This window comes from Bradyrhizobium sp. SZCCHNRI20481, from assembly GCF_032485055.1.
Classification (GTDB): Bacteria; Pseudomonadota; Alphaproteobacteria; order Rhizobiales; family Xanthobacteraceae; genus Bradyrhizobium.
Genome location: NZ_JAUEUE010000008.1, coordinates 251,059 through 274,463, shown reverse-complemented (window position 1 = coordinate 274,463; position 23,405 = coordinate 251,059). Strand labels below are relative to the sequence as shown.

Sequence of the window (23,405 nt, the reverse complement as noted above, 5' to 3'; positions counted from 1 at the left end):
ACTACATGGTGCCGTTGCGCGTCATCGTGCTGCCGCGGCTGCCGCTGACGCCGAACGGCAAGGTCGACCGCAAGGCGCTGCCGCTGGCGTCACAAGGCGAGGCGGGGGACGACTATCAGGCTCCGGTCGGTGAGATCGAGATCATCGTGGCCGGCATCTGGGCGGAACTGCTCGGCCTCGATCGCATCGGGCGGGACGATCACTTCTTCAGGCTCGGCGGCCACTCTCTGCTGGCGGTACGGCTGCTCAGCCGTGTCGCGCAGGAGTTCGGCACGTCGGTGCAATTGTCCGAGCTGTTCGCTCATCCGGAATTGGCGGAATTCGCGCGCGTCCTCTCGATCAGTCTGATCGAGCAGGAGTTCGCCGAAGGTGAGCTCCAGGAACTGATGACGGCGGAGCTATCATGAGCGGACAATCAGGACAGCCTCTTCTGCGTGACCTCGATCCGGAGGCGCTGCGCCGGCTGGCATCGCGCGCGCGACAGCGCGGCCGCAACGCCGCCAGACGCGACACAAGCACGATCCCGATCGTCGATCGCGGGGGCCGGCTGCCGCTCTCCTTCGCGCAGCAGCAGCTGTGGCTGCTGGCGCAGCTCGATGGCGGAAGCGCGAATTATCACATCGACGTGGCGCTGCGGTTGCGCGGCCGGCTCGACATCGGCGCATGGCGCCGCAGCCTCGACCGCCTGTTCTCCCGGCACGAGGCGCTGCGGACGGTCTTTGTCGCCGAGGACGGCGAGCCGCGAATTGCGCTGTTGCCGTCCGACACCAGCCTGCCGCTGGAGATGCATGATCTTCGCGTCCGGCCGGACCGCGAGAAGCGGCTGGGCGACGTGCTGGATGAGTGCATGCGCGCGCCGTTCGATCTCGCTCGGGGGCCGCTGATCCGCAGCCATTTGATCCGTCTGGGCGATGATGATCACGTTGTTCTGCTCAGCCAGCACCACATCATCTCCGACGGATGGTCGATGGGCGTCATCGTCCGCGAGCTCTCGGCACTGTATGGCGCCTTCGCCGCAGGCGGCGATGATCCGTTGCCGCCGCTCGCGATTCAGTATCCGGACTATGCAGCATGGCAGCGCCATTCGCTGACGGCAGATCGACTGCAGCGGCAGCTCGATCATTGGACCGCCGTGCTGCGCGATGCGCCATCCTTGCTGACATTGCCGACCGACCGTGCGCGTTCTGCGCCGCGATCCAACGCCGGCGCCGCGGTGCCGGTGGAGATCGACGACGGTCTATCGGCCGACATCAGGCGGCTGGGCCACGCTCTCGGCGCCACCCCGTTCGTCATCGTGCTGGCGGCCTGGGCCATCGTGCTGTCGCGGTTGGCGGGCCAGCAGGATCTCGTGATCGGCACGCCGAGCGCAAATCGGATGCGTTCGGAGCTCGAAGGCCTGGCCGGCTTCTTCGTCAACATGCTGGCGCTGCGGCTCGACCTCTCGCATGGTCCCGCTGTCGCCGAGCTGATCGACCGCGTCAAGACGGCGGTCCTCGCGGCGCAGGATCATCAGGATCTGCCCTTCGAGCACCTGGTCGAGGCGCTCCAGCCGCCGCGGCATCCGGAATACACGCCGGTGTTCCAGGTGGTGTTCGCGTGGCAGAGTAACGTTGTCGGCTCGTTCGCACTGCCCGGCCTGGCCGTCGAACGCCTTGCGATCGAGCAGCACAAGATCAAGTTCGATCTCGAGCTCGATCTCAGCGAAAGTGGCGGCCGCATCACTGGCAAGCTCAACTACGCGACGGCGCTGTTCGACGCCGAGACCGTACAGCGCTATCGCTTCTATCTGCTGGCTGCGTTGCGCGCCATGGTCGCCGACACCAGCCAGCCGGTCGATCGGATCGAGCTGCTGCCGGCCGAGGAACGTACGCTGCTGCTGGATGTCTGGAACCGGACGCAGTCGTTCACGCCAGCCGACTGCTGCATCCAGGAGCTCGTCGCAGAGCAGGCGCGCCGCCGCCCCTCCGCCGTGGCGCTGGTGCATGGCGCGGTCAGCTTGAGCTATCGCGAGCTCGAGCTGCGCGCCAATCGCCTCGCGCATCATCTCGTTGCGCTGGGCGCCGGTCCGGACCGGCTGGTCGCGATCTGCCAGCAGCGCGGCATTGATGCGATCGTCAGCGTGCTCGCGGTTCTCAAAGCGGGAGCGGCCTATCTGCCGCTTGACCCTGCCTATCCGCCGCAGCGGCTGCGCGAGACCGTGGCCGATGCTCAGCCAACGCTGCTGCTCTGTGACGGTGAGAGCGCCAGCACGCTCGGCAGCGTGACGTACCCTGTGATCGATGTGGAAAGCGATGCGCCGGCCTGGAGCCGGCTGCCGGAGAGCTCACCGGATGTTGCTGCCCGTGGCCTGACGCCGCGCAATCTCGCCTATGTTATCTACACGTCGGGCTCGACCGGACAGCCGAAGGGCGTGATGGTCGAGCACCACGGCCTGGTCAATCTCGCGCAGGCCCAGATCGGGCTGTTCGACACCGGTCCGCACAGCCGGATCGCGCAATTCGCCTCCTTCAGCTTCGACGCGAGCGTGTGGGACATCGTCATGGCGCTTTGCGCCGGCGCCGAACTGCATCTGCTCGGAAGCCGCGAGCACCGCGACGCGGCGGAGCTGTTGAACTATCTCGTCGAACATCGCATCACCCACGCCACCTTGCCGCCGGCGATGCTGCAGGGCCGCTCGGACCTCGCCCGGCTCTCCGGGCTCGACGTGCTGGTTCTCGCCGGCGAGTTGCCAAGGCCGGAGCTGTTCGAAGCGCTGCCGCCCGAGATTGCGGTCTTCAACGCCTACGGGCCGACGGAAGCGACCGTCTGCGCCACCGCATGGCGCCGTCCGCCCGGCTTCGCCGGCGGCGTCGTCTCCATCGGTCGCCCGATCGCCAACGCGCGGATCTATTTGCTCGACGCCCAGGGCATGCCGGTGCCGCGCGGCGCCGTGGGCGAGATCTGGATCGGCGGGGCAGGGGTTGCCCGCGGCTATCTCCACCGTCCCGATTTGTCGGCGCAGCGTTTTGCCGTGGATCCGTTCGGGCTGTCGTCCGACGCGCGGATGTATCGAACCGGTGATCTCGGCCGCCATCTCGCCGACGGCAACATCGAATTCCTGGGCCGCAACGACCATCAGGTGAAGATCCGCGGCTTCCGCATCGAGCTCGGGGAGATCGAGCATCGGCTGAATGCGCAGGCCGGAGTGCGGGACTCGGCGGTGCTGGCGCGGCGCGATGGGCAGGGCGATCTCACGCTCGTCGCCTATGTGGTGCCGGCGGACGATGCAGGTGATCCCAGCGCATGGGCTGCGCGCCTGCGCACGCAATTGCAGGCGTGTCTTCCGGACTACATGGTTCCGTCGGCGATCGTTCACCTCGATGCATTTCCGCTGACACCCAACGGCAAGGTCGACCGGCAGGCGCTACCGGCGCCAGACGACGAGGCGTTCTCGCACGCCACCTATGATCCTCCCCAGGGCGAAGCCGAGCAGACGCTCGCTGCCATCTGGCGCGAGCTGCTTGGCGTCGAGCGCGTCGGCCGCAACGATCATTTCTTCGAGCTCGGCGGTCATTCGCTGCTCGTCGTCCGCATGCTGGATCGACTGAAGCGCCATGCGCTGACGATCGATGCGCAGATGGTGTTCGCCAAGCCGGTGCTGCGCGATCTCGCAGCAAGCCTGCGGCAGGGCGAGGAGACCGCAATTCCTGACAACCTGATCACGGCGCAGAGCCCGGCCATCACGCCGGACATGCTGCCGCTGATCGCGATGAGCCAGGGCGAGATCGACCGCGTGGTGGGCCGTGTGCCGGGCGGCGTCGCCAACGTCCAGGACATCTACGCGCTGTCGCCGTTGCAGGAGGGAATTCTGTTCCATCATCTGCTCGCGACCGAGGGCGACCCCTACGTGCTGGTCGCGCAGATGGCATTTGCGGGCCGTGATCTGCTGGATCGCTATCTTGCGGCCGTTCAGGACGTGATCGACCGGCATGACGTCCTGCGGACGTCATTCCTCTGGGATGAACTGTCGGTGCCGGTGCAGGTGGTCTGGCGCCAGGCACCGCTAAGCGTCACCGAAGTTGAGCTCGAAGGCAACGAGCCGGCCCAGGTCGAGCTGGCGCGCCGCTTCGATCCGAAGTCCTGCCGGCTTGATCTGACCCAGGCGCCATTGCTGCGTCTCGTTGTCGCCCGCGACCCACGAAATGATCGCTTGCTGCTGCTGGTCGTGCTGCATCACATGGTCGGCGACCATTCCACCCTGCAGGCGTTGCATGAGGAGGTGCAACTGATCCTGTCGGGAGCCCGCACTGCTCTGCCTTCGCCGATTCCATTCCGCAATCTCGTCGCCGAGACTCGCAAGCCGGGCGGACAGGATGCTCAGCAGCGCTTCTTCCGCAGCATGCTTGCCGACATCGATGCGCCGACGGCGCCGTTCGGATTGATCGAGGTGCGCAGCGACGGCGCCGGCGTGCGCGAGGCAAAGCTGCCCCTGCCGGCTGCGCTCGATGCGCGGCTGCGCGCGCAGGCGCGCCGCCTGGGGGCGAGCCTCGCCAGCCTCTGTCATGTCGCCTGGGGGCAGGTGCTGGCGCGCAGCAGTGGGCGCGAGCAGGTCGTGTTCGGCACCGTGCTGCTCGGCCGCATGCAGGCTGGCCATGATACCGGCCGCAGCCTTGGCCTGTTCATCAACACGCTGCCGTTGCGGCTCGATCTCGACGGCACGTCGGTTGAGGACAGCGTTCGCGCAACGCATGCGCGGCTGGCGGAGCTGACGGCGCATGAGCATGCCTCGCTGGCGATGGCCCAGCGTTGCAGCGGCGTCGCGCCGCCGGCGCCGCTGTTCTCCGCGATCCTGAACTATCGGCACGGCCAGCGGCAGGACGCGCGGGCAGACGCCCAGCCCATCGAGGCTCTGCGTGGCGTCGAATGGCTCGGCGGCGAGGAGCGTACCAACTATCCGCTGATGCTGGCGGTGGATGACGACGGTCACGGACTTCACCTGACGGTCCAGGCCGTGGCGCCGGTTGCGCCCGAGCGGGTCGGCGCGATGATGCAGCAGTCGCTCGATCGGCTGGCGCTGGCGCTCGAAGCGGCGCCGCACGCGCCGGTGCGCCAGCTCGATGTCGTTCCAGAGGACGATCGCGCGCGGCTGCTGCGCGCTTGGAATGCGACGGCTGTCAGCTTCGCGGATACGCTCTGCGTGCACCGGCAGTTCGAGGTGCATGCGGCGCGATCTCCCGATGCGATCGCGCTCGTACACGGGCAGGAGACGATCAGCTACGGCGCGCTGAATGCGCGGGCGAACCGCCTGGCGCGGCGGCTCAGGGATCGCGGCATCGGGCCGGATGTTGTGGTCGGGCTGGCGCTGGAGCGCGGCGTCACGATGATGGTTGCGCTGCTCGCGGTGCTCAAAGCGGGCGGGGCCTATCTGCCGCTCGATCCGGACTATCCGGCCGAGCGGCTCGCGCACATGCTGAACGACAGCGGCGCCAAGCTGCTGCTGACGCAAGCCACGCTGCACGACCGTTTCGCGCCGGTGCTGACCCGGAGCGAGGCCGAGGCATGGCTGCTCGAGGTGGCGGCTGGCGAGGGCCTCGGCCAGACCGATAATCTTGCTGTCGACGTGCATCCGGAGAGCCTCGCTTACGTCATCTACACCTCCGGCTCCACCGGTCGGCCCAAGGGCGTGATGGTGCGTCACGCCGCGGTGACGAACTTCCTGGCGACGATGGCCGAGCAGCCGGGCATCGCGGCCGACGACCGTGTGCTGGCGTTGACCTCGTTGTCGTTCGACATCGCCGTGCTGGAGCTGTGGCTGCCGCTGACCCATGGCGCCCGGATCGTGCTCGCCGACCGTGCCGCTGCCCATGATCCGGTGGCGCTCAAGGCGATGGTGGCACGGCACGGCGTGACCATGGTCCAGGCGACGCCGTCGAGCTGGCGCATGCTGCTCGATCACGACGCGGCCGATACACACGAGACGGCTCCATGGCTGCCGAAGGGCTGTCGCCTGCTGAGCGGCGGGGAGGCGCTGGCCTCGGACCTGGCGCGGCGGCTGGGCGCGCTGGGCAGCGAGGTCTGGAACCTGTATGGGCCGACCGAGACCACGGTGTGGTCGGCGCGTCACCGCCTCGATGCGACCGATCCGTTGCCGCTGCTCGGCAGCCCGATCGGCAACACCCGGTTGTACGTGCTCGACACCGAACTCAATCTGGCGCCGGTCGGCGTCACTGGCGAGCTCTTCATCGGCGGTGACGGGCTCGCGCGCGGCTATTGGAAACGCGCCGCGTTGAGCGCGGAGCGCTTCATCCCGGATCCGTTCGGCAGCGACGGCGCGCGGCTGTACCGGACCGGCGACCTCGCGCGCTGGCGGGCCGACGGCGTGCTCGACTATGTCGGCCGCGCCGATCATCAGGTGAAGATCCGCGGACATCGGATCGAGCTCGGCGAGATCGAGGTGCGGCTGCGGGAGCAGCCGGGCGTGCGCGGCAGCGTCGTCGTGGCGCAGGAGCTCGGCGGCGGCCCTCAATTGGTCGGCTATGTCAGCGGCGAGGATACGCTCGACGGCGGCGGCCTCCGCGCTGCGCTCGCAGCAGCGCTGCCGGACTACATGGTTCCGTCGCGCGTGATCGTGCTGCCGGAGCTGCCGCTGACGCCGAACGGCAAGATCGACCGCAAGGCGCTGCCGCGGCCCGATGTCGGGGCTCCCGAAGCGCATCGCATCGCCCCGCGCAATCCGACCGAGGCCGCACTCGCGGCGATCTGGGCAGAGCTGCTGCACAGGCCGGACGTCGGCGTCACCGACAATTTCTTCGAGCTCGGCGGCGACTCGCTGGTGGCCGTCCAGCTCGTCGGCCGCATCAAGCGCGATCTCGCGTGGGAGGTGCCGCTGAAGCGGTTGTTCGAACTGACCACGATCGAGGCCATGGCGTCTGCGCTCGCCGCGGACCCGCCGACGAGCAGGCGGAGTGACGACATCGCCGCCATGTTCGATCTGCTTGAGGAAGTTGAGTTCGCCAATGAATGATCAGTCCGGACTCCAGGCCCAGCAGCTCGGCGAAATCGCGCGTCGATTGGTGCGTCTCGATGCCTCGAAGCAGCGCGCGTTCCTGACGCAGTTGGCGGCCAAGGGGATCGATCTGTCGATCTTGCCGATCGCCCGGCAGCATCTGCAGCGCGCGCCGTTATCGTTCGCGCAGGCCCGCCTCTGGTTCCTGTGGCGGATGGATCCGGGCGGCTCCGCCTACAACATGCCGGTCGCGATCCGCCTGCGGGGTCGGCTTGATGTTGGTGCGCTCCAAAGGGCGCTCGATGAACTCGTCATGCACCATGCCGCGCTCCGCACGACGTTCCGGCAGGACGACGGCGAGCCGGAGCAGATCGTAGGGTTGCCGGCGCCCGTCGCGCTTCGCCGCATCGAGATCGCGGGCGATGATCGCGAGCAGCAGGCGCGCCGGCTGCTGCGTGAGGAAGCGGCGTTGCCGTTCGACCTGGAATCCGGACCGCTGCTGCGCGCGGCGCTGCTGGGACTTGGCGAGCACGACCATATCCTCTCGGTTACGCTGCACCACATCGTCGCCGACGGCTGGTCGATGCAGGTTCTCACCGAGGAGTTCTGGCAGCTCTATCATGCCGCCGCCCGCGGCGAGGCGGCCTCGCTGCCGGCGCTCGAGATCGACTACGCCGATTTCGCCGCCTGGCAGCGACTGTGGCTCGGTGCCGTCGAGGAGGAGCGGCAGCTTCGCTACTGGACCGGCCGTCTCCATGACACGGCCATGCTGCCGCTGCCGTTCGATCGGCCCAGGTCAGCCCAGGCCGATCAATCCGGCGATGCCATACGGCTGTCGCTCGGGGCGGAGCTTGCCGATCGCCTGCGCGAGCTGGCGCGGGGACAGCACACGACGTTGTTCGTCGTTCTGCTGGCGGCGCTGAAGCTGGTGCTCTATCGCTACAGCGGCCAGCCCGACATCAGCATCGGCGTTCCGCTCGCCAATCGCGACCGGTCGGAGACGCGGCGTCTGATCGGCCTGCTGGTCAACACCCAGGTGCTGCGCACACGGATCGACAGCCGGAGCACGATCGCCGACGTCATTCACGCCCTGCGCGAGGCCTCGCTCGAGGCCCAGGATCACCAGGATCTTCCGTTCGAGCGGCTGCTCGACGTGCTGCAGCCGCAGCGCAGCCTGAGCCAGACGCCGCTATTCCAGGTGCTCTACAACCATCAGCATCGGCGCGAGCCGGCGCATGCGCCGGCTGCGTCCGAATTGCAGATCGAGACGATCGCGGCAGAGATCGACACGGTGAAATTCGACCTCGCTCTCGACAGCGAGGAGGCGCCGTCGGGAGACGTCTCGGCGCTGTTCTCCTTTGCCACCGCGCTGTTCGACCGGTCGACCATCGCACGGCTCGCCGGGCATTGGCTCACGATCCTGCAGGCGATGGTCGCGGATCCCACACGTCGGATCGCGGCATTGGAGCTGTTGTCGGCCCGGCAACGCGACGACGTCAGACAGTGGAACGCTTGCCCTCCCGCGCTCGTGCCGTTCCAGCCGGTGCATCGGATGTTCGCCCGGCACGCAAAGGAGACGCCGAGTGCAGCGGCCCTGGTGTTTGGGGCCGAGACGATCACCCATCAGGCGCTCGATCGCCGCGCCAATGCCATCGCGGAGCATCTTGCAACGCTGGGCGTTCGTCCCGGCGAGCTCGTCGGACTCTCGATGCAGCGCTCGCCCGATCTCGTCGCAAGTTTTGTTGCCGTCCTGAAGGCCGGCGCGGCCTATCTGCCGCTCGATCCGGATCATCCGCCAGCGCGGCTGGCCGCCACCGTTCGAGATGCCGGCGCGCGCGTCGTGCTGGTCGATGCGGCGGGACTGTCGCAATGGCCGCCGATGCCGGGGATCGCGGTCGTCGATCTCGGCGCGATGGCGGCTGAGACGACGGAGAGCGACCCGGCGGTCGATGTCCATCCCTCGAGCCTCGCCTACGTGATCTATACGTCCGGCTCCACCGGCGTGCCGAAGGGCGTTGCGGTCGCTCACGGATCGTTCGCAATGCATTGCGAGGCCACCGCCGAGCTCTACGAGATGGGCCGGCAGTCGCGCGAGCTGCACTTCCTCTCCTTTACGTTCGACGGCGCGCATGAGCGGTTGTGGACCGCGCTGGGCTGCGGCGCCGCGCTGGTGATGCGTGATGCCGATCTCTGGTCGGCGGAGAAGACGCTCGACGTGATGGGCGCGCAGCGCGTGACCAATGCCGGCTTTCCGCCGGCCTATCTGCAGCAGCTCGCCGACTTCGCGGCGTGGCGCGGCGATCCGCCGCCCGTGTCGCTGTATTCGTTCGGCGGCGAGGCGATGTCCAAATCGGGCTTCGACAAGGTCAGGCAGGCGCTGCGGCCGCGCAAGCTGATCAATGGCTACGGTCCGACGGAGACAGTGGTCACGCCGCTGGTCTGGAAGGTCGACGCCGATGCCGAGATCGACTGCGCCTATGCGCCGATCGGCTGTCCTGTCGGCCGGCGCTCGGCCTATGTTCTCGACGGCGATCTCAACATCGTTCCGGTCGGCGTCACCGGCGAGCTCCATATCGGCGGCGAGGGGCTCGCAGCCGGCTATTGGAATCGGCAGGCGTTGACGGCGGAGCGCTTCATCCCCGATCCGTTCGGTGCGCCGGGCGCGCGACTGTACCGCACCGGCGATCTGGCGCGCTGGCGTGCCGACGGCGTGATCGACTATGTCGGACGTTCCGACCATCAGCTCAAGATCCGCGGCTTTCGCATCGAGCCAGGCGAGGTCGAGGCACGGCTGACGCGGCAGACGGGTGTTCGGTCGGCGGTGGTGGTGGCACGCGAGATCGCCGGACGCCAGCAGCTCATCGGCTATGCCTGCGGCGAGGATGGCCTCGACGAGACGGGGCTGCGCGCGGCGTTGTCCGAGGAGCTGCCGGACTACATGGTTCCGGCCCGCATCGTACTGATGTCGCGGATGCCGCTCACGGCGCATGGCAAGGTCGATCGCGACGCCTTGCCGGCGCCCGAGCAGTTGTCTGCTGAGGCCGACTACGTCTCGCCGCAATCCCCGGCCGAACTGGAGCTGGCGGCGATCTGGGCTGAATTGCTCGGCCATTCGCGGGTCGGGCTGACCGACAACTTCTTCGAGCTCGGCGGCGATTCCATCATTTCATTGCAGGTGGTCGGACGTGCGCGCCAGCGCGGGCTTGCCATCGAGCCGCGCGACCTGTTCCGGCATCAGACGCTGCAGGAGCTGGCGCGGGTCGCGCGTCGCGATCGGGCCGTCGTTGCATCCGCTGAGCCGCTTGCGCGCGATGGCGATCCGGTGCCGCTGTTGCCGATCCAGCGCCGCTTCTTTGCCGAGGACGCCGGCGAACGGCATCACTGGAATCAGGCGTTGATGCTCGTGCCGTCGGCGCGGCTCGACTGGCGGGTGATGGCGCAGGCGGTCGAGGCCGTGGTGGCGCATCACGATGCCCTGCGGCTGCAATTTCGGCAAAGCGACCGAGAGTGGCAGGCGAGATACGGCGCGATGCCGGCGAGCGCCGATCTGCTCTGGATCCGCACCGTCGCCGATGCGGCTGAGATCACCTCGGCTGGCGCGACCGCGCAGGCAAGCCTGTCTCTGCAGGGACCGTTGCTGCGGCTCGTCGGCATGGACGTTGCCGACGGCAGCCAGAGGCTTCTCATCGTCGTGCATCATCTCGTCGTCGATGGCGTGTCCTGGCGCGTGCTGCTCGAGGACATCGCCTCGGCGTATCGACAGGTGGCGCAGGGCGCGGCCGCGATTGCTCTGCCTTCCAACAGCCGGTCCATGGCGTCATGGGGCATCAGTCTCGAAGACTACGCCGCCAGCGAGGAGCTGGCTGGTCAGCTCGACTATTGGAGACAGCGGACCGCCGCCGGCGACGTGCCATGCGACGATGATCACGGCGAGACCGATCGTGTCGCCGATGGTGAGGATGTCGTCGTGTCCTTCGATACCGACATGACCGGGCAACTGCTCAAGCAGGCGCCCGCTGCCTACAGGACCCAGGTCAATGACCTGCTGCTGGCGGCGCTGGCCCGCGCGGTCAGCCGCTGGGGCGGGCTCGATGAATGTCTGGTCGAGCTCGAAGGTCACGGCCGGGAAGACATTTTCGAGGGCTTCGACCTGTCGCGGACGGTCGGCTGGTTCACGACCGCGTTTCCCGTTCGGCTCGCCGGCTGTGCTGGCGATAGCGCCACGCTGATCAGATCGATCAAGGACGAGTTGCGGGCCATCCCGGCGCGCGGGCTCGGCTACGGCGTGCTGCGCTATTGCGGCAGCCCCGAGCAGCGCGCCGCCCTGACGGGCGGAGCCGAGCCGCGGATCGTCTTCAACTATCTCGGCCAGTTCGGCGCCGGCTCTGACCCTGCCTTCGCGCTCGCGCCGGAAAGCGCGGGGCCGTCACGCAGCGCCAGCGCGCCGCTCGGGCGCTGGCTCAGCATCAACGGTCAAGTGCTTGATGGCCAGCTGAGGCTGACATTCAGCTTCGGCCGCCGACGCTATCGCCGCGCGACGATCGAGCGGCTGGCCGCGTGCTATTCCGCGGCCCTGCGCGAACTCGTCGCGCATTGCACGAGCGGCGTATACGGCCTCACGCCGTCGGACGTTCCGCTCTCAGGCCTCAGCCAGCCGGAGCTCGACCTGCTCGGAGCGTCGCGCGATTGGCGCGATATCGAGGATATCTATCCGCTGTCGCCGATGCAGCAGGGCATGCTGTTCCACGCGCTGCGCGATGGTGACAGCGGCAACTATGTCAGCCAGATCGCCGTCGACATCAGCGGTGCGGACGCGGCGCGCTTGCGCGCGGCGTGGCAGGCGGTGACGGCGAGACACGCGGTGTTGCGGACGGCGTTCGTGTGGAGAGAGTTATCGGGCGCGCCGCAGCAGGTCGTCCATCGGCAGGTTCCTGTCCCCTTCGTCGAGGAGGACTGGCGCGACCGTGTGGACTCGATGGATCAGGCCGCGCGTGACGCGGCGCTGGCCGATGTGGCCGCAGCCGAATGGCGGGCCGGCTTCGACCTGTCGCGTCCGCCATTGCAGCGGGTCCGTCTCATCGATCTCGGCGGCGGTGTGCACCGCCTGATCTGGACACATCATCACATCCTGCTCGACGGCTGGAGCGCGGCAAGGCTCATCGGCGAGATCATGCAGCATGTCGGTGGCGCGTCGCTGTCCGCCCCACGCGGCCGCTATCGCGACTACATTGCCTGGCTGCAGCAGCAGGATCGCGATGCGTCGAGTGCGTTCTGGGCACGCTCGCTCTCGACGGTCGGTGAGCCGAGCCTGCTTGCCGATGCGCTGGGCGGGCCGGCCGCGCCTGCCGACGGCCATGGCTCGATCGATCTCGTCATCGATGCGGCGACGACGGAGCGGCTGCAGGTCGTGGCGCGGCGCGAGCGGGTGACCCTGAACACGGTCCTGCAAGCGGCCTGGGGACAGCTGCTGCGGCGCTTGACCGGCCAGGATGTCGTCTGCTTCGGCGCCACGATCTCCGGCCGGCCGCCTGAGATCGCGGGCGTGGAGGAGACCGTCGGCCTGTTCATCAACACCGTGCCCGTGTTCGAGGATGCGAGACCTCAGACGTCGGTCGGTGATTGGCTGCGCGGTTTGCAGGATCGCAACGTCGACCTGCGCGAGCATGGCTGGATGCCGCTGCACGAGATTCAGCGGCTTGCGGGCCGCGCCGGCCGGCCGCTGTTCGACTCCATCTTCGTGTTCGAGAACTATCCGGTCGACGCGGCGCTGCGCGATCAGGCCGGCGAGGGGCCGCGTGCCAGCCGCGCCGAGCAGATCTCGATCACGAACTATGCGCTCACGGTCGCGGTGTTCGTGACGGACAGGGGCATCCGGCTTGGATTCCGCTACGATCGCAGCCAGTTCGACCAGGCGCAGATCGAGCGGATACAGGCAGCTTTCGCCTGTCTGCTCGCGCGCATTGCCGACGACAGCAGCCGACCGGTCGCAGAGCTGCATGGATTGGACGCCGCCGCTTTGCATCGAGTGCTCGGCTGGAGCTCGGGACCTGTCGCGCGGACGGTGAATGACGACTTCGTCGACGTCGTGACGCAGATCGAGCAGCAGGTCGCACGGTCGCCTGCGGCCATTGCCGTGATCTCCGGTCAGGAGAGGATCAGCTACGCCGAACTGAATGCGCGGGCCAACCGACTGGCGCGACAGATCAGGCAGGCCTGCGTCGCTCTGGATGCTCCGGTCGGCTTGGCATTCGAGCGCAGCGCCGACCTGGTCGTGGCTGTGCTGGCCGTTATGAAAGCCGGCGCCGGCTACCTGCCGCTCGATCCGGACTATCCCGCCAAGCGGCTCGCCGCGATGCTGTGCGACAGTGGCGCCCGGCTGGTGCTGACGCAGGCGCAACTGCGCGATCGGCTGATCGAGATCACGGCAGGGGTGGGCGCCGAGCTGCTCGTGGTCGACGGCGCCCGTGAGGGTCGCGGTTTGCGCGCCACTGATGGCTCCGATGTTCGGATGCCGGTTCATGCCGAGAGCCTCGCCTATGTGATCTACACGTCCGGCTCAACCGGCGTGCCCAAGGGCGTGGCCTGCACGCGCGGCGCCCTGGCGGCACGGCTAGGATGGATGCAGAAGGAGTACGGGCTCGATCCCAGCGAAACGCTGTTGCAGAAGACGCCGTTCAGCTTCGACGTCGCGGTGTGGGAAATCCTGTGGCCGCTGATCGTCGGCGCGCGGCTTGCGATTGCAGCGCCGGGCGCACATCGCGAGCCGAAGCGGCTGATCGATGCGGTCACTGCGCATGGCGTGACCACGCTGCATTTCGTGCCGCAGATGCTCGCGCAATTCGTGGCTGAGCCGGAGGTTCAGCGATGCGTGACCTTGAAGCGCCTGTTCTCCGGTGGCGAGGCCCTGCCGGTCCAGCTGAAGGACCAGGTCTATTCGGTGTTCCCCGCGATCCGGTTCGACAATCGGTATGGGCCGACCGAAGCGCTCATCAATGCCAGTTTCTGGCACTGTCGCGGGCCGAGCGGATCGGGCGTGCCGATCGGATTTCCGATCCCGGGCACGACCCTGCGCATTGTCGATGCCGATCTCAATCCGGTCGCCGAGGGAACGACGGGCGAGCTCCATATCGGCGGAGACGGGCTGGCGCGCGGCTATCTCGGGCGCGCGGCGCTGACGGCCGAGCGCTTCATTCCCGATCCTTTCGGACCTCCCGGCGCGCGGCTCTATCGAAGCGGCGATCTGGCGCGCTGGCGCAGCGACGGCGCCATCGACTATGTCGGCCGGGCCGATCACCAGGTAAAGGTTCGCGGCTTCCGCATCGAGCTCGGCGAGATCGAGGCGCGACTCCTGCAGCAGCCCTCGGTCAGCGCGGCCGTTGTGATCGCCAGGGATTTCGGCGTGGGCCGGCAGCTGGTCGGCTATGTCTGCGGCGACGGCATGCTCGATGCTGCGACGCTGCGTGAGGCCCTGTCCGCAACGCTGCCAGACCACATGGTGCCGGCGCGGATCATGGTCCTCGACCGCCTGCCTCTGATGGTGAATGGCAAGGTCGATCGCAACGCGCTGCCAGCGCCGGAGGCGCCCGTTGCAGCGATGCGGATTGCGCCGCGGACGCCGGCCGAGGCTGCGTTGGCCACCATCTGGGCCGAGCTGCTGCATCAGCCGGATGTCGGGATGACCGACAATTTCTTCGAGCTCGGTGGCGATTCCATCATCTCGCTGCAGATGGTCAGTCGTGCGCGGCGGGCCGGCCTTCTGATCGAGCCGCGAGACGTCTTCAAGCACCAGACGCTGGAAGCCCTGGCGCGCGACGCGCGGGTGATCGTCCGGCTGGAGACGACGGCAGAGCAGGGGCGCATCGCCGGGCCACTTCCGTTGCTGCCGATTCAGCTCCGCTTCTTCGAGCAGGAACTGGACGCCCCTGATCACTGGAATCAGGCTTTGCTGCTGCGGCCGCGGCGGCGGCTCGACTGGGACGTGTTGCGACACGCAGCGGTGGCCGTCGTCGCGCATCACGACGCACTGCGACTGCGCTTCGAACGCATCGACGGTGTCTGGCGCGCCGAGCACGGGCCGGGGCCGGCTGTCTCGGACCTGTTGCGGTCGTGCGAGCTCGCCGACGGCGAGGCGGTCACCGCGCTCGCCGCAGAGGTCCAGGCGAGCCTCTCGCTCGCGCATGGTCGTCTGGTGCGGATGGCCGGCATCGATCTGCCGGAGGGCGAGCAGCGCCTCCTGATCGTGATCCATCACCTCGTGATCGACGGCGTGTCGTGGCGCGTGCTGCTGGAGGATCTCGCGGCTGTCTACGAGCAGCTCATGCGCGGGCAAGAGGCGACACTGCCGGCCAAGACGCACGCCTACGCCCAATGGGGCGCAGCGCTACGCGCACACGCGGCCTCGGATGCGCTGGTTGCCGAGCTGGACTACTGGTCGGGGCTCCGGCGGGCGGACGACGTGCCACGCGATTCTGATCATGCGGATCGGGATACGATCGCCGACGCCGACGACGTGCCGCTTGCGATCGACGCCGACCTGACCGCGCGTCTGCTGGGCACGGCGCACGGCGCGTACAGAACCCAGGTCAATGATCTGCTGCTGTCGGCGCTCGCGCGCGCGGTGTGGCGGTGGTCGGGCCGCGAAATCATGACGGTCGAGCTCGAAGGCCACGGCCGCGAGGATCTGGGCGGCGGGCTCGATCTGTCGCGAACCATCGGCTGGTTCACGACTGCGTTTCCGGTACATCTGATGGCTGGATCGCAGCCACCCGCGGTGCTGATCAAGACGACCAAGGAGATGCTGCGGTCAGTCCCCAGCCGGGGACTTGGTTACGGCGTCCTGCGCTATCTGGGTTCTGATGCCCAGCGTGCGACGCTGACGACGGGAGCGCAGCCGCGCATCGGGTTCAACTATCTCGGTCAGGTCGATGGCAGCACGGACGAGACTGCACTGTTCTCGATCGCGCCCGAGAGCGCCGGCCCGTCGCGTGCGGCATCGAGCCCGTTGCGCCACCATATCGCCATCAATGCGAGGGTGCTCGACGGTCGTCTGGAGCTATCGTTCGGCTTCAGCAGGAAGCGCTATCGACGCGAGACCGTGACCCGCGTCGCAGGCTGTTTCGAGGCGGCGCTCCGTGAGCTGGTCGATCACTGCACGAGCGGCGTCCACGGCGTGACGCCATCCGATGTGCCGCTGTCGAAGCTGAGCCAGGCCGAGCTCGACGCGCTGACGCTGGATTGGCGCGAGGTCGAGGACATCTATCCGCTGTCGCCGATGCAGCAGGGCATGCTGTTCCACGCGTTGCACGACGACGGCACCGGGGTCTACGTCAACCAGGTTGCCGCCGAGATCCGCGGTCTCGACGCCGGCAAGCTGCAAGCCGCGTGGCAGGCGGTCAGCAATCGCCATACCGTGCTTCGCACCGGTTTCCTGTGGCGTGAATTGCCGGGACCACCGCAGCAGGTCGTGCATCGCAGTGCCGACGTTCCCTTCGTCGCGGAGGATTGGCGGGAACGTGCGGCGCAGCTCGCTCCGGCCGCCTTGGATGCTGTGCTCACGACGGTTGCAGACCGCGAGCGCGTCGACGGCTTTGATCTCTCGCGGCCGCCGCTGCAGCGCGTGAGGCTGATCCGGATCGCCGACGACCGGCATTGGCTGATCTGGACTCATCATCATATCCTGATGGACGGCTGGAGTTCGGCCCGCTTCATCGCCGAGGTGATGCAGCACGAGGAGCAGGCGGCGCTGCAGGGACAGCCGCCGCGCTACCGCGACTACATCGCCTGGCTGCAGGCGCAGGACCATGGTGCTGCGGCCGAGTTCTGGCGCGCGGCGTTGGCCGGGCTCGACGAGCCGAGCCTGCTGGCGCAGCCTGCGGTCGACGCGCGCATGGGCCATGGCTCGCTCGCCATGGCGGTGGACGTCGATCTCAGCGAGCGACTGCAACGTTTCGCGACCCGCGAGCGGGTCACGCTGAACACGGTGATGCAGGCGGCATGGGCGCAATTGCTCCGTCGATTCACCGGCCAGGACACGGTCTGCTTCGGTGTGACGGTGTCGGACCGACCCGCCGGGCTCGCCGGCGCCGAGGAGATGGTCGGTCTCTTCATCAACACCTTGCCGGTGGTCGACGCCGAGAATCCGCAGCAGCGGATCGGCGCGTGGTTGCGCGACCTGCAGGATCGCAATCTGGCCTTGCGGGATCACGGCTGGATGCCGCTGGCCGACATCCAGCGGATCGCGGGCCGGGCAGGGCGTCCGCTGTTCGACAGCATTCTCGTGTTCGAGAACTATCCGGTCGACGAGGCCTTGAAGACCAAGGATGGCCGCCTGAGCGTCAGCCGGACGAGGATCCTCGAAACGAGCAACTATCCGCTGTTCGTGAGCGTCGGTCTCGAAAGAGAGCTGCGGTTGGTGTTCAATTTCCAGCAGCAACATTTCGACGAAGTCGAGATCCGTCGGCTGCAGATGGCGTTCGTGCAACTGCTCGCGGCCATCACTCGCGATGCCGAGCAGGCGGTCGGCTGCATTGCGGCCGATGATTCCGCAGACCTCGCGCTGCTGGCGCGGGTCAACGATTCGGCGGGGGCCGTGACGACACCGAGCGTCGTCGCTCAGTTCGAGGCGCAAGCAGAGCGCGCGCCCGATGCGATCGCGCTCGTGCACAATGAGGAGACGATCAGCTATGGCGCGCTGAACGCGCGCGCGAACCGGCTCGGCCACAGGCTCAGGGAGCATGGCGTAGGTCCCGATGTGGTGGTGGGGCTGGCGCTCGAGCGCGGTGTCACGATGATGGTGGCGCTGCTCGCGGTGCTCAAGACAGGCGGAGCCTATCTGCCGCTCGATCCGGACTATCCGGCCGAGCGTCTAGCGCACATGCTGGGCGACAGCGGCGCGAAGCTGTTGCTGACGCAAGCGACGCTCCACGACGGGCTCGCGCCGGTGCTGGCAGGCGGCCACGCCCAGGCTTGGCTGCTGGACGAGGTGGCTAGAGAAGAAACGGTCGACGCAGGCAATCTCGACGTCGCCATCCATCCTGAAAACCTCGCTTACGTCATCTACACCTCCGGTTCGACCGGCCTGCCCAAGGGCGTGATGGTGCGCCATGGCGCCGTGACGAATTTCCTGGCGACGATGGCTGAGCAGCCCGGCATTGCGCGCGATGACCGCGTGCTCGGTTTGACCTCGCTGTCGTTCGACATCGCGGTGCTCGAGCTCTGGCTGCCGCTGACGCGTGGCGCTCGGATCGTGCTGGCGGATCGCGCCTCGGCCCATGATCCGGCGGCCTTGAAGGCGATCGTGGCCCGGCAGGGCGTGACCATGATCCAGGCGACGCCGTCGAGCTGGCGCATGCTGCTCGATCACGACGACGGTTCGCACGGATGGCTGCCTCGGGGCTGCCGGTTGCTGAGCGGCGGCGAGGCGCTGGCTCCCGACCTGGCGCTCCGGCTGCTCGCGCTCGGAGACGAGGTCTGGAACCTGTTTGGACCGACGGAAACCACGGTGTGGTCGGCGCGCCATCGGCTCGATGCGCGCGATCCCGCACCCGTCCTGGGCGGCCCGATCAGCAGCACGACGCTCCATGTGCTTGACGGCGGTCTCAATCGCGCGCCCGTCGGCGTGACAGGCGAACTCTTCATCGGTGGCGAGGGCCTGGCCCGTGGCTATTGGAGCCGTCCGGCGCTCAGCGCCGAGCGCTTCATTCCCGACCCATTCGGCGATCCCGGTGCGCGGCTGTACCGGACCGGCGATCTGGCGCGGTGGCGGCCCGACGGATTGCTCGATTATGTCGGCCGCGCCGATCACCAGGTGAAGATCCGCGGCCACCGCATCGAGCTCGGCGAGATCGAGGCGCGGTTGCGATCACAACCCGGCGTGCGCGACAGCGTCGTGGTGGCGCAGGAACTCGGCAGTAGTCGGCAACTGGTCGGCTACGTCAGCAGCGACGATGCGCTCGATGGTGCTGAGCTGCGCGCGCAGCTCATCTCCTTGCTTCCGGACTACATGGTGCCGTCGCGTGTGATGGTGCTGCCACAACTGCCGCTGACTCCCAATGGCAAGATCGATCGCAAGGCGCTGCCGCTGCCTGACACGCGGTCCGCTAAGGCGCAGCGCATCGCGCCACGCAATCCGACCGAGGCCGCACTCGCTGCGATCTGGGCCGAGCTGCTGCACCAGGTGGATGTCGGCGTCACCGACAACTTCTTCGAGCTCGGCGGCGACTCGATCATCTCGCTGCAGATGGTCAGTCGCGCACGCCGCGCCGGTCTCGAGCTGGAGCCGAGAGACGTGTTCCGGCTGCAGACGATCGAGCTGCTCGCGCCGGCCTGCCTGGTGGCGCGGAACGACCAGCCCGCGGTCACCCTCGCGCGCGGCGCATTGTCGGGGCTGACGAGCGAGGAGCTCGCGCGACTTGGTGTCGACTGGGACCGCATCGAGGACGTCTATCCGCTCTCGCCGATGCAGCAGGGCATGCTGTTTCACAGCCTGCGCGATGCCGGCAGCGGCGTCTATGTCAACCAGGTCAGCGTCGAGATCCGAGGGCTGGACGTCGAGCGGCTGCGCAGCGCGTGGCAGGAGGTCTCTGCTTGTCATCCGATGTTGCGCACCGGTTTCCTCTGGCGCGAGCTGTCCGGCGCACCGCTGCAGGCGGTCCATCGCGAGGCGAGCGTGCCGTTCACGACGGAAGACTGGCGCGGACAGGCCGTCGATGAGGCGCGGCTGTCAGCGGCCCTGGCCGCAGAGCGTGACGCCGAGTTCGATCTCGCGGTACCGCCGCTGCAGCGTGTCCGCCTGTTGCGGCTCGACCACGATCGCCATCGCCTGATCTGGACTTACCAGCACATCCTGATGGATGGCTGGAGCTCGGCCCGCTTCATCGCCGAAATCCTGCAGCGCTATGCCGGGCGGGCGCTCACGGCTCGTTCGGCGCACTATCGCGACTATGTTGCCTGGCTTCTGGCCCAGGACGCGCAGGCGGCCGAGCACTTCTGGCGAGGACAACTCACGGCCTTCGACCAGCCGACGCAACTGGCCGATGCCTTCGGCGCGCGGCGCCACGATGCGCACGGACATCGCCGCTGTTGCACGCGGCTCGACAAGGATGCGACCGCGGAATTGAAGGCGTTCGCACGGCACGAGCGCATCACGCTGAACACGCTCATCCAGGGCGTCTGGGCGCTGCTGCTGCAGCGCTACACCGGCCAGCAGACCATCACGTTCGGCGTCACCGTCGCTGGCCGTCCGCCCGGTCTCGACGGCGCCGAGCAGATGATCGGCCTGTTCATCAATACGCTGCCGATGATCGAGGCGCCCCCGCCGGATGTTCTGATCGGTGACTGGCTGCGCGCCATGCAGGACCGTAACGCCGCGATGCGCAACTTCGAGCAGACGCCGCTCTACGACATCCAGAGCTGGGCCGGGCGTGCCGGCGAAACCATGTTCGACAGCATCATCGTGTTCGAGAACTATCCGGTCGAGCGTGGCCTGCTGCAAGGTGACGGCTCGCTTCAATTCGGCGAGCTGCGCAATGTCGACGTCACCAACTATCCGATGGATCTGTCCGTCTTGGTCGAGGATACGCTGCAGGTCGAATTCACCTATATGCCGAGTCACTTCACGCCGGATCAGGCGGAGCAGGTGAGGGCACAGTTCGAACATCTGCTTGCGGTCATGATGCGAAGTCCGGATGCCCCGCTCGGCGCGATCGATGCGGCGGCTGCTCAGGACGTGCAGCGAGCACGTGTCTGCAATGGTCGGGCGGCGTCTGCCGCGACGCGTCCGCTCGTGCACGAAATGATCGGCGGTCATGCACAGCGCAATCCTGAGCGTGTCGCTCTCACGATCGGCGGCAGCAACGTCTCCTACGGCGAGCTCGATCGTCGCGCCAATCGGCTCGCGCACCATCTCATCGAGGCCGGGCTCGGGCCGGACCAGCGAGTCGGGGTCGTCGTCGAGCGCAACGACGCCACGATGGCCGCGCTGCTCGCCGTGCTGAAGGCCGGCGGAGCCTATGTGCCGCTCGATCCCGAGCTGCCGCCGGACCGCATTGACTTTGTGATGCGTGACGCCTGCATCACGGTCCTGCTGTCCGGCTCGCGTCACGTCGCCGCCATCGCCGGCGTTCGGGCCATCGATCTCGCCTCGTTTGATTTCGAAGCCGGTCCGCATCATGCGCCGGATCCTCATCTGCATTCGGAGAACCTCGCTTATGTGATCTACACGTCAGGATCGACCGGGCGGCCGAAGGGCGTTGCGGTTGCGCATGGCCCGCTCGCGATGCATTGCAGGGCGACCGCTTCGCTCTACGAGCTCGATGAGCACGCAAGCGAGCTGCATTTCCTGTCGCTGGCGTTCGACGGCGCACATGAGCGCTGGCTCACGGTGCTGTCGCAGGGCGCAAGGCTGGTCATGCGCGATGCTGAGCTATGGACCCCCGAGCAGACCGTTGCGACGCTTCATGCCCAGCGCATCACGCACATCGGCCTGCCGCCGGCCTATCTCCAGCAGGTCGCCGAATGGGTGGAGCAGACTGGCAATCCGCCGCCGGTGAGGCTGTATTCGTTCGGTGGCGAGGCCATGCCGAAGGCCGGCTTCGACAAGGTCAGGCGGACGCTGAAGCCGCAGATCCTGATCAACGGATATGGTCCGACCGAGACCGTCGTGACACCGCTCGTCTGGAAGGTCGACGGCAGCGCGGAGTGTGACAAGGCCTATGCGCCGATCGGCAGTCCCGTCGGCCGCCGCACGGCCTACATCCTCGATGCCTTCCTGAATCTCGTTCCAGCGGGCGCCGCCGGCGAGCTCTACATCGGCGGGTTCGGGCTCGCGCGCGGGTACCACGCAAAGCCAGGCATGACGGCGGAACGCTTCGTGCCGGATCCATTTTCGACGAACGAGGGCGCACGTCTCTACCGCACTGGCGACCTGGCGCGATGGGATGCGAGCGGCACGATCGAATATCTCGGACGCAGCGACGATCAGGTCAAGGTCAGCGGCTTCCGGATCGAGCTTGGCGAAATCCAATCGGCTCTGCTGAGCGACCCAGCAGTCGCGCAGGCTGCCGTGCTCGCCGTGGTGGGGGCGGGGGGCAATCAGCTGGTGGCCTATGTGGCGCCGCGAGCGCCATGCGACGCCACCGCTGCTGCGGCCGAGCGGCTGTCCGCGGCGCTGACTGCCGCGCTGCGCCGGACCTTGCCGGCCTACATGGTGCCGGCTCGCATCATCGTGCTCGAGCGTCTGCCGACGCTGTCGAGCGGCAAGGTCGATCGCAAGGCGTTGCCCGCGCCGGACATCGCTGCCGCGGCCGCGTTCATCGCGCCGGAAAGCGCTGCCGAAGTCGCGATGGCGAAGCTGTGGGCGGAGATTCTCGGCGTCGCGCAAGTTGGCGTCACCGACAACTTCTTCGAACTCGGCGGCAATTCGATTCTCAGCCTCAAGGTGATCGCGCGACTTCGCTGCGACCCGGTCCTCGATGGCGAGATCAAGCTGCGCGATCTCCTGCAGAGGCCGACCATTCGCGCCTTGCTCGGCACCCCCGCAGCATCATCCACGCGGCCGTCGGCGCTGCTGCCCCTGAGTTCGCCGGTCGATGGCACGCCGCGGGTGTTCTGCCTTCACGGCGGATTCGGCACGGTGTTCGACTATGCGCCGCTGGCGCGCCGTCTGGAGGGACAGAGGCAACTGATCGGACTGCAGTGCCGGACGCTGATCGAACCATCCTTCATCGACCAGTCGCTGGCGGCGATGTCCGCTGACTATGTCGATGAGATCGTGCGGACGCAAAGCAAAGGACCCTATCATCTGATCGGCTGGTCGCTCGGCGGGCTGGTCGCATGCCTGGTGGCCGCCGAACTGGAACGGCGCGGTGAGCGGGTCGAGCGCCTGGCGCTGATCGACAGCTTCGTTCCGCATGGTGACGAGCAGCCGTCGCCCGGGCGGCATTGGACGGACGACTTGCTGACGCTGCTGTCGGTCACGGCGCCGGGCGTGCAGCCTTCAGCCATCACGTCGCAGGTGACGGCGATTCGTTCCGGCGATGTGCCGGTGACGGACGAGGTGATCCGGCGCCTGGTCGCCGATGCAATCGGCATGGCGCCGCTGCAGCCGCGCGACGGTCTTCTCGGCGTCGACGACATCGTCGCGGCCTTCAGGGTCGGGCGCCACCTCGCGCAACTGGCTCGGGCGGCCGAATGGCCGGCCGATCTCGTTGCAGCGCCCGGCTGCTGGTGGACGTCCGGCCGGCTTCGACAGCGCGATCGGCTCGCGGCGCGGCTGCCGCACGCGGCGGATTGTGGCGTGGCCGGCGACGACCACTTCTCGATCCTTAGCAACGAATCCTTCCTGGCGGCGCTCGGCGCGTGGCTGGAGCCCGTCCGGGCGGCGCAGACATCGCCGGATCTGCAGCCCGAACCGGCTGAATGA

3 protein-coding genes (1 of these 3 running past the window's edge) are annotated in these 23,405 nt (G+C 67.8%); all 3 read left to right on the top strand.

All coding sequences use genetic code 11. The features are described from left to right. Tightly spaced (each overlapping or abutting the next), the 3 genes in view from QX132_RS15680 to QX132_RS15670 form a layout consistent with a single transcriptional unit that may run on beyond the window. Positions 1–407, top strand: the 3' portion of a protein-coding gene (locus QX132_RS15680) for a non-ribosomal peptide synthetase (protein WP_316161825.1). 9,319 nt of this gene lie to the left of the window's left edge; the window shows 407 of its 9,726 coding nt (coding positions 9,320–9,726); its start codon lies off the left edge, out of view; it ends in the stop codon at positions 405–407. Beyond that, positions 404–7,003, top strand: a complete 6,600-nt coding sequence (locus QX132_RS15675) for a non-ribosomal peptide synthetase (protein WP_316161823.1) — start codon at positions 404–406, stop codon at positions 7,001–7,003. Before QX132_RS15680 ends, QX132_RS15675 begins: the two co-directional genes overlap by 4 nt. Continuing rightward, complete coding sequence (locus QX132_RS15670; RefSeq protein WP_316161821.1) at positions 6,996–23,405, top strand: non-ribosomal peptide synthase/polyketide synthase; 16,410 nt, start codon at positions 6,996–6,998, stop codon at positions 23,403–23,405. Before QX132_RS15675 ends, QX132_RS15670 begins: the two co-directional genes overlap by 8 nt.

What these genes read in the sequence shown, in the direction of transcription:
- QX132_RS15675 (WP_316161823.1), top strand. Translation starts at nt 404, where the DNA reads ATGAGCGGACAATCAGGACAGCCTCTTCTGCGTGACCTCGATCCGGAG.
- QX132_RS15670 (WP_316161821.1), top strand. Translation starts at nt 6,996, where the DNA reads ATGAATGATCAGTCCGGACTCCAGGCCCAGCAGCTCGGCGAAATCGCG.